The organism is Paraburkholderia sp. BR10923, from assembly GCF_040948765.1.
Classification (GTDB): domain Bacteria; phylum Pseudomonadota; class Gammaproteobacteria; order Burkholderiales; family Burkholderiaceae; genus Paraburkholderia; species Paraburkholderia youngii.
This window is the reverse complement of record NZ_JBFPKO010000012.1, coordinates 159250-172165: the sequence shown is the minus strand read 5'-3', so window position 1 is coordinate 172165 and position 12916 is coordinate 159250. Positions and strand designations below refer to the sequence as shown.

The window sequence follows — 12916 nt, the reverse complement described above, 5'->3', positions numbered from 1 at the left end:
GACGAACAGCAACGTCAGCGCAAGACCCCTCGATACTTTAGAAAGCAGAAAACCCTCAGAACGTGCCGACCAGCGAGCCCAGCACGATCACCACAACCAGCGCGAGCAACGCGCCGAGAATCGCGACCATCACGATGTCGCGATAGCTCTCACGATGGTTCGAGCCGCATACCGCAAGCAGCGTCACGACCGCGCCGTTGTGCGGCAGGCTGTCGAGTGTCCCGGAGGACATCACGGCGACCCGATGCAGCAGTGCTGGGTCGATGCCGTGTTGCGCGGCCAGTTGAAGATAGGTGCCGCCGAGCGCGTCGAGCGCGATCGTGAGACCGCCTGAAGCCGAACCAGTCAATCCCGCGAGCAGGTTCGTGGCGACCGCGAGCGATACGAGCGGACCACCGCCGACGCCGAGCACCCATTCGCGCACGAGCGCGAACGCGGGCAACGCGGCAATCACCGCGCCATAGCCGACCAGACTGCCGACGTTGAGCACAGGCAGCACCGATGCATTCGCGCCCGCGTCCATCGTCTCGCGCAGCGCCGGCAGGCGGCGCCGATTGAGCAGCACGAGCACGACGATCGCGACGACGAGCGCCACGCACACGCCCCACACTCCGGCGACCGCCGAAAGCGACGTCTCACCCCAACGGACTTCGGCCAGATAGTCCGCGTCGATGCGCGGCAGCACGATCACGTTCATCACGAAGTTCGTCAGCACGACGAGCACGAGCGGCGCGAGCGCGACGCCGAACGACGGGAGATCCTCACTGACGTGCCCGCGTTTCGCTTCCTCCGGATCGAAACTCTGCGAGACGCTCGCGCGTTCGCGCACGAGGTTGTCGCTGGCCGGCGCCCCGGTGGATTTCACCGCCGCGTTGAGTCCGTCGAATCCTTCGTTGGCCGCCTTCGCGCGCGATTGCTGCAAGGACAACCACCACAGCCCGAACGCCACCATCACGATACTCGCGACGATGCCGAGCCCGGGCGCCGCAAACGGCGTCGTACCAAAGAACGGCATCGGGATCGCGTTCTGGATCGCCGGTGTGCCCGGCAGCGCGGACATCGTGAACGTCTGCGTGCCGAGCGCGATCGCGGCCGGCATCAGACGGCGCGGGATATTGGCGGCCTGGAATAGGGCGGTGGCCATCGGCGCGAGCACGAAGAACGCGACAAAGAGGCTGACACCGCCATAGGTGACGAGCGCGCCACCGATCACGACGGCGAGAATCGCCCGATGCGCGCCAAGCTTCTCCGTCATGTAACTGGCGATCGCCTTCACGGAGCCGCTGTCTTCCATCAGCTTGCCGAACAGCGCGCCGAGCAGGAACAACGGAAAGAACTGCGCGAGAAAGCGCGCGGCGCTGAGCATGAAGGTCTGGGTCCAGTGCGCCAGAATCGGTTCGCCCGAAATCGCGGCGGCCAGCATCGCGGCGAACGGCGCGAGCAGCAGCACGGTCCAGCCGCGGTATGCGAAGGCGATCAGCAGCGCGAGACTCGCGAGCATGCCAAAGAGTCCGAGACCGATCGCGAGCGGGGACACGGTGATGACTTCCATGGTCAGACTCCGTCGAGCAACGCGTCGAGATCCAGCGAGGAGCGCACGCCGATCGAATCGGCGTGCTCGATGAGGAACGCGTCCGCGGCGCGTCGGCCTTCGTCGCGCAGCATCGTCAGAAAGCTCCACTCGGCGTTCAGTTTCGACGAGTAGCCGAGTTCGGTCATCAGCTCGCTCGAGATCCGATGGATCCGCATCGCCGCCCAATGGCGGCCTTCGTCGCTGCCGGCGTCCGCGGCGCGCCGCAGCAGCGCGATCATGCGCAGCTCTTTCAGCAGCGGCGCGTTGAAGGCGACTTCGTTCAGGCGGCTGATGATGTCGCGCGCGGTGCGTGGTGTTTCATCCCGCACGACGGGATTGACCTGAATCAGCAGCGTATCGCTCGACGTGCATTCGCGTACCAGCGGCGTGATGGTCGGATTCCCGGCGTAGCCGCCGTCCCAATAGTATTCACCGTCGATCTGCACGGCCTGGAACAGCGTGGGCAGGCAGCCGGAGGCGAGCAGCACGTCGGGCGTCAGGTCGCCATTGCGAAACACACGCGCCTGGCCCGTGCGCACGCGCGTCGCTGTGATGAACAGCTTGATCGGCGCGTCGCGCAGATGCCCGAAATCGATCGAGTCCTGCAGAATCTTCGCCAGCGGATGGACGCCGCGCGGGTTCAGGTCGTACGGAGAAAACACCCGCGCCGCGAGGTCCATCGCGATGAAGAACGGCGAGTAGTCGAGCGTCCAGCGGCCCATCAATACGTCGAACGGGCTGCGGCGAAACGGGCTGTACACCGACGCTTCGAATACTCGCCGCCAGAACGCTTCGAGCGCGGCGCGCGCGCCGGACGCGCCGCCCACCTGGTAGCCGCTTACCAGCACCGCAGCGTTCATCGCGCCAGCCGACGTACCTGATATCCCTTCGATCTGCAGCCACGACTCTTCGAGCAAACGGTCGAGGACGCCCCATGTAAAAGCACCGTGCGAACCGCCACCCTGCAATGCGAGATCGATAAGGGCGGGTTCGCGGCGAGAGGGTTGGTTTTTTCTTGCAGCCAAGACGACTCCCGTGATGAGGAGTGCTCCATTTCGAGCTGACGCCGCATGCGCGGCGGACGAATGAACTGCTGGCCAATGCTTTGAATTACCGAATGACGTGAGGCGTGTTTCAGAGGTGAGGCATCGCACTGCACCATAGGTATTGGAAGTGGCTAGTGATTAAAAGTCAAGCGTATTCGAGGCGCCGCGCGGCTGTGCCTGGCAATGCCGGCCAGTCAGGCGGGACAGAGAAACCCGGTTGGTCACGCCGAGGTCAAAAGCAGCGTGTAAGGAGCCCGGCTGGCGTACCACGCCGAGGCGCTCACATAATCATGGATAAGCGGAGTATCTTTGCAGGGGGAGCGCGACAATGCGGCGGCAATGAATCAACCCGCATTATCCGTTTTGCGCGTGCCGCTTAAATGCTAATTCGCGCGCGCTTTAACTTCGCTGTTTCGCCTTGCGCTAATTGCCACGGCTTATTGCAATGTAATGTATCGTCTCGGCGGCCGGATACATTACGACATAATTCGACTGATGAACCAGGCTATAAAAGCAGGCATCGTCAAATCACGGAGATCACCATGAGCGCCGGGTTGCTGCAAGGGTCCTGTCACTGCGGGGCCGTCAAGTTCGAAGTTCGCACCGAAATCGTTCCGGCCGGCCGCTGTAACTGCAGCCTGTGCCGCCGCAAGGGCGCGCTGATGACGCCGCCCTTTCCCGCGAGTCAACTGAAGATTCTGAGTGGCGAGGATTCGCTGACGCTGTACCAGTTCAACACGAAGGTCGCGAAACACTACTTCTGCAAGCATTGCGGCATCTATCCTTTTCATCAGACGCGCAGGGATCCGCTGCAATGGCGCGTCAACATCGGCTGCCTCGACGGGGTCGATCCTTATGTGCTCGAAGCCAGCGTGGCCGACGGCGCGAGTCTTTCCGTGCTGGAGGACGCATGAAACGCCTGTTTGCCATCGCCGTGTTCGTCGTGGGCGGCTTCGCGGCGGAACTCGCGCATCCGTTGCAGTGTTCACTGATCCAATCGAGCGGCGTGCAACTCAAACGCCGCGGCAGATAATCCGTCGATGGAAACCTCCGACCACGTACTGATCGTCGACGACGATCGCGGGATCCGCGAACTGCTCGCGGGATACCTCGAGAAAAACGGCGTGCGCGTCACGCTCGCGGCCAATGGCCGCCAGATGCGCGCCGCGCTCGAGAACGGCGCGCCCGACCTGATCGTGCTCGACCTGATGCTGCCCGGCGAAGACGGCCTCGTGCTGTGCCGCGAGCTGCGCGCGGGCAAGTTCCGCGCGGTGCCGATTCTGATGCTGACGGCGCGCAGCGAGGAAGCGGACCGGATCGTCGGACTCGAAATGGGCGCCGACGATTACCTGACCAAACCGTTCGCCGCACGCGAGCTGCTCGCGCGAATCCGCTCGGTGCTGCGCCGCGCGCGCATGCTGCCGCCCGGCATGGAGGTGACGGAGTCGGCGCCGATGCTGTGCTTCGGCGACTGGCGGCTCGACACGACCGCGCGCCATCTGCTCGACGCGGACGGCACCGAAGTGGCGTTGAGCGGCGCGGAGTACCGTCTGTTGCGCGTGTTTCTCGATCACCCGCAGCGCGTGCTCACGCGCGACCAGCTGCTGAACCTGACCCAGGGACGCCAGGCCGATCCGTTCGACCGCTCGATCGATCTGATGGTGAGCCGCCTGCGTCAGCGCCTGCGCGACGGCGCGCGCGAGCCGCGCTACATCAAGACGCTGCGCAGCGAGGGCTACGTGTTTTCGGCAGCGGTCACCGCGATCGGAGATCCGCAATGAGCGTATCTGTGTCACCGTCGTTGCTGCGCTGGCCGCATTGGCCGCGCACGCTGTTCGCGCGGCTCGCGGTGATTCTGTTCATCGGGCTCGCGCTCGCGCAGGCTTTGTCGTTCTGGCTCACGATGACCGAGCGCGACCAGACGATGACCAACATCATGATGGGCTACATCGAGCGCGAGGTGGCGAGCTCGGTCGCGCTGCTCGACCATCTGCCGCCCGACGAACGCGCCCAATGGCTGCCGCGGCTTGCGCGGCGCAGCTACGAGTTCGTGCTCGGCGAGGGCGTGGCCGGCGCACCGGTCGACGCAAGCCTGTCGGCGCGCGTCGCGCAATCGATCGGCGACGGCATCGGCACGCGATATCCGTTGACCGTCAACGCGGTGCCAGGCGATCGCGAGCGTCTGCAGGTGCACCTGAAACTGAGCGACGGCACGCCGCTCACCATCGACCTGCGACCGATGCCCGGCGCACCGTTGTCGCGCTGGCTGCCGCTCGTGCTGACGCTGCAATTGCTCGTGCTCGGCGCCTGCTGCTGGCTGGCGGTGCGGCTCGCGACGCGCCCGCTCAATCAGCTCGCAGTCGCGGCCGACACGCTCGGCCCCGACCTGAAGGCCGACCGTCTGCCCGAAGCCGGTCCGTCCGAAGTGGCGCGCGCCGCGCGCGCGTTCAACGCGATGCAGGATCGGATCGCCACGTACATGACCGAGCGCATGCAGATTCTCGCGGCGATTTCGCACGATCTGCAGACGCCGATCACGCGCATGCGTCTGCGCGTCGACACGATGGACGACGACAGCGAAGCCGCGAAGCTGCGCCAGGACCTGCAGGAAATGGAGGCGCTGGTAAAGGAAGGGGTCACGTATGCGCGCACGATGCACGGCACGACCGAAGTGCCGCGCCGCATCGATCCCGATGCACTGTTCGATAGCCTCGTCTGCGATTACGTGGACGCCGGTCAGCAAGTGTCGCTGCAGGGCCAGTTCGGCCAGTCGCTGAGATTGCGTCCACAGGCGTTGAAGCGCATCGTCGGCAATCTGGTCGATAACGCGCTGAGGTACGCCGGCGCCGCGCAGATCGAGATCGGCGCGTTGCACGATGGCGAGGCGACCGTGTCGGTGCTCGATCGCGGTCCCGGCATTCCGGCCGAGTCGCTGGAGACGGTGTTCGAGCCGTTCGTGCGACTCGAAGATTCGCGCAATCGTCAAACAGGCGGCACGGGGCTGGGGCTCGCGATCGCGCGGCAACTCGCGCTTTCGATGGACGCGACGCTCACGCTGCACAACCGCGTTGGCGGCGGCCTCGAAGCGCGGCTGACGTTGAGGAAGTTGCGCGAGTCATAGTTGGACCCAAAACCCGCCACTGCGAAATCGTCATCGGGTTTGGACCATTGATGACGTTCGCGCGTCATTCCGAGCTGTCGCTCAACTGCTTATCAGTAGTTCTGAGCGACCACATTTTCAGCTCGCTTCAGCGATTCCCATCATTCGAGAAAACCGCGTTGGTGATGCGACACGTCGCATTATTGTTAAATCATCGATATTGAATGCGACTTATCGATGCGAGCGGCGATAAATTGACAAACGTCAGCGGACAGACCATTCTTTTCGTGTGGTGGTTGCAGAGTAACGCGGCTGATCAACAGCAAGATTGGCCGAGAGACACGTTTCGTTCGAATCTGATTACAGATCCTGGTTGGGTCACTAAAAAGGAATCCGAATGGCGTCCACTCCACAAAAGCTTTCAAAAGTGCAGCTCACCGGGATGGTCGTTGGCGGCATGGTCGGAGCCGGGATATTTTCCCTACCGCGTACCTTCGCCGACGCCACCGGTCCGCTGGGCGCCCTGATCGCATGGCTGATTGCGGGCACGGGCATGTATATGCTGGCGCGCGTGTTTCAGACGCTGGCGGAAAGAAAGCCAGAACTGGACGCCGGCGTGTTCGCGTATGCGAGAGCGGGTTTTGGCGACTATCCGGGCTTTCTTTCCGCATTTGGCTACTGGATCAGCAGTTGTATCGGCAATGTTTCTTACTGGGTGCTGATCAAGTCGACACTCGGCGCATTTTTTCCGGTGTTCGGCGAGGGTAATACGGTCGTCGCGATCGTCGTTGCTTCGATCGGCATCTGGCTATTTCATTACATGATCCTGAAAGGCGTGCAGCAGGCGGCCTTCATCAACAGTATTGTTACGGTCGCCAAGATCATTCCGATTCTGGTGTTCATTCTGATCCTGTTGTTCGGCTTTCGGATGGACCTGTTCCAGGCCAACCTCTACGGCGGCGGTCTCGAAGGCAATATCTTCGAGCAGGTGCGGGCCACGATGCTGGTCACCGTGTTCGTATTTATCGGCATCGAAGGGGCGAGCGTTTATTCCCGTTATGCAAAGAAGCGCTCCGACGTCGGGCAATCGACGATATTCGGCTTCGTCGTCGTCACCTCGCTGATGGTGCTCGTGACGATGCTGCCTTATGCGGTGCTCGAGCGCGTGGACATTGCGGCGATGCGGCAGCCGTCGATGTCTGCGGTGCTCGAAGCGGTGGTCGGTCACTGGGGAGCCGTTTTCGTCAGCATAGGTCTGCTGATTTCGGTGCTCGGCGCTTATCTGGCCTGGTCGTTGATCTGCGCCGAAGTGTTGTTCTCGGCGGCGAGGACCGAAGACATGCCTGCGATCTTCGGCAAGGAAAACGTCAACAAGACGCCGGCTAATGCATTGTGGCTGACCAACATCGTGGTGCAGTTGCTCGTCATCAGCACGTACTTCTCGCGCGATGCATTCGCGCTGATGTTGAATCTGACGAGCGCGATGTCGTTGATTCCGTACCTGCTCGTCGCGGTGTTCGGATGCATGAACGCGAATCGCGGCGACGGTTACGACCTTCGCGCCGACGAGCGCCGGCGCGACCTGATCATGGCCGCGATCGCCGTGATCTATACCGCATTCATGATCTTCGCGGGCGGCCTGAAATTCATTCTGCTTGCCGCGGTGCTGTACGCGCCCGGCACAGCACTTTATTTTTGGGCGCGACGAGAGCAGAGCAAGAACGTTTTCATCATTTCCGATTGGTTCATCTTTACCGTCATCGTCATTGGCGCAATCATCGGCATCTACGCCCTCGTAACCGGAAGGATCACAATCTAACGACATCAGATTGAACAGAGCGGGTCACCACTGATATTCAGGAGGTCATCATGGCGAACACGGACGCGAAAGCGGGTGAATTGGGCGTCTACTCGGAAGTCGGGCAGTTGCGCAAAGTGATGGTCTGCGCACCGGGGCTCGCGCATCAACGTCTTACCCCGAGCAATTGCGATGAACTGCTGTTCGACGACGTACTGTGGGTCGAGAACGCGAAGCGCGACCACTTCGACTTCGTCACGAAGATGCGCGACCGTGGCGTCGAAGTGGTGGAGATGCACAATCTGCTCTCCGAAACGGTCGCGGTGCACGAAGGCAAGAAATGGATTCTGGACAACCAGGTGGTGCCGAATCAGGTCGGCCTCGGCTTTATCGATGAATTGAGAAGCTATCTGGAAGGGCTCGACAATCGCAAGCTGGCCGAAACGCTGATTGGCGGGCTATCCACGCACGACTTCCCGGAAGCGCACGGCGGCAAGGCGCTGGAGGTTGCGAAGGAAGCGGCGGGCGGTACCGAATATCTGCTGCCGCCGTTGCCGAACACGCTGTACACGCGCGACACGACCTGCTGGATCTATGGCGGCGTCACGCTGAATGCGCTGTACTGGCCGGCCCGTCACGAAGAGACGATCCTGACCACGGCGATCTACAAGTTCCACCCCGACTTCGCGGGCAAGGTCAACGTGTGGTGGGGCGATCCGACCCAGGATCACGGTCTCGCCACGCTGGAAGGCGGCGACGTGATGCCGATCGGCAAGGGCGTCGTGCTGATCGGCATGAGCGAGCGCACTTCGCGTCAGGCCATCAGTCAACTGGCGGCAACGCTATTCAAGAAGGGCGCGGCCGAGCGCGTGATCGTCGCGGCGATGCCGAAGATTCGCGCGGCGATGCACCTCGATACCGTGTTCACGTTCGCCGATCGCGATTGCGTGCTGGTGGCCCCGGACTTCATGGCGAAGACGCGCACCTATTCGTATCGGCCGAGCAGTCATCCGAGCGGCGTCGAATTGCACGCCGAAAACAAGCCGTTCACCGATGTCGTCGCCGAGGCGCTCGGGCTCAAGCATCTGCGCGTAGTCGAGGCGGGCGGCAGCGACTATCAGCGCGAGCGCACGCAGTGGGATAGTGGTGCGAACCTCGTGTGCGCGGCGCCGGGCGTCGTCTATGCATACGACCGCAACACGTACACGAACACGCTTTTGCGCAAGCAGGGCATCGAGGTGATTACGATCGTCGGTGCGGAGCTGGGCCGTGGACGTGGCGGCGGTCACTGCATGACCTGCCCGATCATTCGCGATGCGGTCGACTATTGATCAGCCACGCGGATCGATTTGACGGTGAGTGGCGAATGCCGCCCCGCTCGCTGAAGTGGCGAGCGACAGCGCCGCGCGCGCGTGCGCCGCCGCCAGGCGGTCCGGCTTGAAGTCGAACTTCCTTTTACTATACTTTTTAACGACTTAGAGGCAGGCCTGAAATATCGAATTTGGCATCTCGCGATTTGCGAGGATCACGTTCGATAGACCAGCGATCGCTGCAATGAAGTTCGAGTTAATGAATCTGCGAGTAGCTGGACGATTACTTTTCACGTCAATCACGTGAATGCCCGGAGCTTTCTTCCACCGCACGGAGGTTCGAACATGAATAATCGCTTTGTTGCGCAACTCGTCGCCTTGTCGTTTGCCGGGGTGTCGGCGTTCGCGATTGCGGCTGGACCGCAGCCGCAGGACGAGGGCGGCCAGATGGCCGGTACTGGCCGTCAGCAGGTGATGCCGTCGATTCCGCATCGTGACTGGCACAAAGGCCAACGTGTGCCGACCGAATACCGTCATTACAATTTCATAATGGACGACTGGCGCGGACACGGCCTCAATGCGCCGCCGCGCGGGCATAAATGGCTAGGCGTCAATGGCGATTATGTGCTCGTAACGACGAACAACTGGACCATCTCCAACATCGTCGCCGGAAACGAGTAGTGCTTCATCCTGGTGCCCAGGTAATCCGGCGACCAGGATTTAGCGCCGGGTCCCGGGCATTTCTTTGACACGACATCATCTCGTCATGGTCGCTATGGATTCACTGTTGCGTATCGTATAGCCGGTCAGGAACGAACAATGCAGTCGCGCCGCTCAAAAAGAACACCGCGCCGACCACGAGAAAGCCGAGTCCGATCGAGAACTGCGTCGCGATAAAACCAATGACGATCGGCGCCGCCCCCGAACAGAAGCGCCCGAGGTTATACGAGCCGCCCACCGCGGTGCCCCGCACCGACGTCGCGAAACTCTCGGACATGAACGTGCCGATCGTGCCGAGCGGCACGCCGTACAGAAAGCCGAAGAACAGCATCAGCGTGGAAATGTTGTCGCGCGTGTGCCAGAAAATGATCACCGGCAGAAAGAGCGCCGCACCGATGCAGCCGAGCACGTACACGCCGCGCCGGCTCCAGCGATCACCGAGCCAGCCCGCGAAGATCTTACCGATGAAGGCGACCACGTACGTGCCGATCATATAGCCGGTCAGCGAACCGAACTTGATGTGCAGTTCTTTCTCGAGGTACGTCGGCAGCCAGTTGTTCAGACCGTAAAAGCCGGACAGCACGAAGATCGACGCGAAGGTCCACAGGATGAACATCGTGCGTGCCTGGCGGTCGCGGAAAATCTGCGCGTAGCGATTGTCGACGAGTCGCGTCTCGTTCGCGCGGTCGGCGGCCCGGCTCGCGAGCCATGCGGCCGGTTCGGGAACCGCGAACTTGATCGCGAACGCGAGCAGCACCGGCACGGCCGACACGTAGTACAGCGTGCGCCAGCCGTACTGCGGCAGGATCCAGCTGCTGAGCGCGATCACGACGATATAGCCGGCCGAAATGCCGGTTTGCAGCATGCCGAGCACCAGCGAGCGCCGCTCGGTCGGCACGTATTCGGCCACCAGCGTGGTGACCAGCACCATGCAGCCAATGCCGAGCGAACTGATGAAGCGCACCGCCGCGAATTCGATGAAGCTGTGCGTGAACCCGAGCATCCCCGCGCCGAGTGAGAACAGCGCGAGCGCCCACGCGACGACGCGCACGCGGCCCAGACGATCGCTCGCCCACCCGCCGGCGATACCGCCGATCGCCATGCCGAGCAAGGTCAGACTACCGAGCGCGCCCGCTTCGACGTTGGTCAGCCCGAAGTCGTCCTTGATGCGCGACAGGGTCAGGCCGTACATCATGACGTCGGCGCCATCGGCGATCAGCGCGAGGTAGCCGAGCACGAAGACCAACACCCAGCGGCCTTGCGAGACGGCCGGATGGGGCACGGCTTGATAGTGTTGCAGATCGGATGGTGTTTTCATGAACGCGCGACGCAAGCGGGGGATTGCGTACTCTGTTTGATGAGAGCGGGGGCAAGGAAGGCGCCGATCAGCAGGCCCATGCTTTCATGGCGGCTGGTGTACCAGCCTTCCTCGTGCGTCAGGTTCATCGTACCGATGCACACGCCGTCATAGGCGATCGGGACGTTCAGGATCGAGCCGAGACCCATCCCTGTCATCACTGCGTGATCGTCGAAGGCCTCGCGAATGCCTTTCGACGTGGCGGCGCGAAACGGCTTCAGCTCCTGGAGTATCTGCCGCGCCCAGGGGGTGCCTTGCTTCCTTTTGCGGCCGCCCAGTGGATAGACGTCCGGCATGTTCGTGTAGACCCGTTCGACCTCGTGTCGCTGCGCATCGTAGGACATGATCGTAATCAGGCTCAGGCCTATCGCCTTTGCCGCCACCGCGTGAACCGCGCGGAACAGCTCAAGTGGTTGGCCTTTCACGCGCATCGCCAGCGCGAGGCGTTCGAGGTCCGCGATATCCAGCATCTGCGTATCGTGCGGTGCGGATTCGGTCAGGTTGCCTTGCATCGTTTGCATCGCGTTTGGATCGGGAAATGTGAAGAGTCGCAGTGCGATTCAGCTGTGCATGCGGGTGGAGTTCAACTGGCCTCGCGCGTCGTGAGTCGGTTCGAGCTCGCTCGCTTCGATATCTTCGAGCGAGCGGTTGCGCGTTTCGATGCCGAGGAAGAACACCACGCATGCGCCGATCACCAGCACCGTCGTGGTCATCGCGAACACACCGAGAAAGCCGAACAGCGGATAAACGAGGCCGACGAGAATCGGCGCGCTGACCGAGCCGATGCGGCCGAACGATGACGACGAACCCGTGCCCGTGGTGCGCACCGCGGTCGGAAACACTTCCGGCGTATAAGCGTAGACGCCGGCGAATGCGCCGTTCATGAAGAACGACAGCGCGATGCCCGCGGTCATGATCTGTATGCCGGTGTGAGAAAACGCTAGCGTGATCGCAGCGATCCCGCCGAGCAGCATGTAGGAAGCGACCACCGCCTTGCGCCCGATTTTCTCGTTGAGCCACGCGGCCGAGAAGTAGCCGGGAATCTGCGCGCCATAGATCGCGATCGAATAGCCGAAGCTCTTCGTCATCGTCAGTCCTTCCTTGACCAGCAGGCTCGGGATCCACGAGAAGAACGAGTAGTACGCGAACGCAACCGAGAACCACATCAGCCAACTGACCGTGGTCGTGCGCGCGAGTCGCGGCGACCACAGCGCGAGCACGTTGCGCCACGCGTTGCCGCGCTTGGGCGTCGAGGCCGGCGTGGGCACCGCGTGAAGCGCGTTGGCCGCGCTCACGGGAGCAAGCGCAATGCCGCGCTCGACGAACGCCGCCTCGATGCGGCCGACGATGCCGTTCGCCTCGGCCGCGCGGCCCTGGCTTTCGAGCCAGCGCGGCGATTCGGGCAGCGTGCGGCGCCACCACAGCAGCATCACGACGGGCAGCGACGTGATCACCGCCAGATAGCGCCAGCCGTCGGCGAAGTTGCGCACCACCGCGAAGCCGAGAAGCGACGAGGTCAGGTAGCCGAACGACATGAAACCTACCAGCGCGCCGCAGAAAATACCGCGATAGCGGCGAGGCACGAACTCGGCGAGAAACGGCGCGATCACGACGGTCTCCGCGCCCGAACCGAAGCCCGCGACGACGCGCAATGCGAAGAACGTGTGCCAGTCTTGCGCGGTTGCGCTCGCGAGCGACGCGACGCAATAGATCGCGAGCGCGCTCATCATGATGCGGCGTCGGCCGATCACGTCGGCGAGCACACCCGACAGGAACGCGCCGAAAAAATAGCCGATATAGGTGCTGCTCGCGACCAGCCCGGTCTGCGCGCTCGTCAATTGCCACAGCTTGCTGACGACCGGCAGCAGGAACGCGAGCGACGACGAATCGAGTCCGTCGAACATGTACCCGAGCCCGCCGATCAGCAGCAGTCTGCGGTGAAAGCTCGATATCGGAAGTCTTTCAAGACGGGCAGCGACGGCGGACACGGCAATTTCTCCCGAGGAAATCGC

At 62.5% G+C, this 12916-nt stretch carries 12 protein-coding genes; 7 read left to right on the top strand and 5 right to left on the bottom strand.

Features of this window, described 5'->3' with window-relative positions; genetic code table 11:
• Positions 1-55: 55 nt before the first annotated feature.
• Positions 56-1552 carry a GntP family permease gene (locus AB3X94_RS22960; protein WP_176111557.1) on the bottom strand — a complete coding sequence of 499 codons (1497 nt, stop codon included), beginning with the start codon at positions 1550-1552 and terminating at the stop codon, positions 56-58.
• Between the two features lie 2 nt (positions 1553-1554).
• The gene (locus tag AB3X94_RS22955; RefSeq protein WP_176111558.1) at positions 1555-2598 is read right to left on the bottom strand and encodes a patatin-like phospholipase family protein; all 1044 of its coding nucleotides are present in this window, start codon (positions 2596-2598) and stop codon (positions 1555-1557) included.
• A gap of 563 nt (positions 2599-3161) precedes the next feature.
• Here AB3X94_RS22955 and AB3X94_RS22950 point away from each other — a divergent pair.
• From AB3X94_RS22950 to AB3X94_RS22920, 7 genes are all read left to right on the top strand, one after another.
• Positions 3162-3533 carry a GFA family protein gene (locus AB3X94_RS22950; RefSeq protein ID WP_176111559.1) on the top strand — a complete coding sequence of 124 codons (372 nt, stop codon included), beginning with the start codon at positions 3162-3164 and terminating at the stop codon, positions 3531-3533.
• On the top strand, positions 3530-3652 hold the full coding sequence (locus tag AB3X94_RS22945) for a hypothetical protein (RefSeq protein ID WP_255208695.1): 123 nt from the start codon (positions 3530-3532) through the stop codon (positions 3650-3652). Before AB3X94_RS22950 ends, AB3X94_RS22945 begins: the two co-directional genes overlap by 4 nt.
• Positions 3653-3659: 7 nt before the next feature.
• Complete coding sequence (locus tag AB3X94_RS22940) at positions 3660-4400, top strand: response regulator (RefSeq protein ID WP_176111560.1); 741 nt, start codon at positions 3660-3662, stop codon at positions 4398-4400.
• The gene (locus AB3X94_RS22935; RefSeq protein ID WP_368612806.1) at positions 4397-5740 is read left to right on the top strand and encodes an ATP-binding protein; all 1344 of its coding nucleotides are present in this window, start codon (positions 4397-4399) and stop codon (positions 5738-5740) included. The genes AB3X94_RS22940 and AB3X94_RS22935 overlap by 4 nt, the downstream gene beginning before the upstream one ends.
• Before the next feature lie 376 nt (positions 5741-6116).
• Complete coding sequence (locus AB3X94_RS22930; RefSeq protein WP_368612805.1) at positions 6117-7538, top strand: basic amino acid/polyamine antiporter; 1422 nt, start codon at positions 6117-6119, stop codon at positions 7536-7538.
• Positions 7539-7588: 50 nt separating this feature from the next.
• Entirely contained in the window at positions 7589-8848 is a 1260-nt protein-coding gene (gene arcA / locus AB3X94_RS22925; protein WP_176111563.1) for an arginine deiminase, read from the top strand.
• 324 nt (positions 8849-9172) lie between these two features.
• Positions 9173-9508, top strand: coding sequence for an RcnB family protein (locus AB3X94_RS22920; RefSeq protein WP_176111564.1), 336 nt, complete (start codon positions 9173-9175; stop codon positions 9506-9508).
• A 100-nt stretch (positions 9509-9608) separates the two neighbouring features.
• On the opposite strand, the gene AB3X94_RS22915 is transcribed toward AB3X94_RS22920, so the two are convergent.
• From AB3X94_RS22915 to AB3X94_RS22905, 3 genes are read right to left on the bottom strand one after another with little or no spacing between them, the layout of a single operon-like run.
• A complete protein-coding gene (locus AB3X94_RS22915) occupies positions 9609-10865 on the bottom strand; it encodes an MFS transporter (protein WP_176111565.1) in 1257 nt (418 codons plus the stop codon).
• Entirely contained in the window at positions 10862-11425 is a 564-nt protein-coding gene (locus AB3X94_RS22910; RefSeq protein WP_368612804.1) for a GAF domain-containing protein, read from the bottom strand. Before AB3X94_RS22910 ends, AB3X94_RS22915 begins: the two co-directional genes overlap by 4 nt.
• Positions 11426-11464: 39 nt before the next feature.
• A complete protein-coding gene (locus AB3X94_RS22905) occupies positions 11465-12892 on the bottom strand; it encodes an MFS transporter (RefSeq protein WP_368612803.1) in 1428 nt (475 codons plus the stop codon).
• Positions 12893-12916 lie beyond the last annotated feature (24 nt).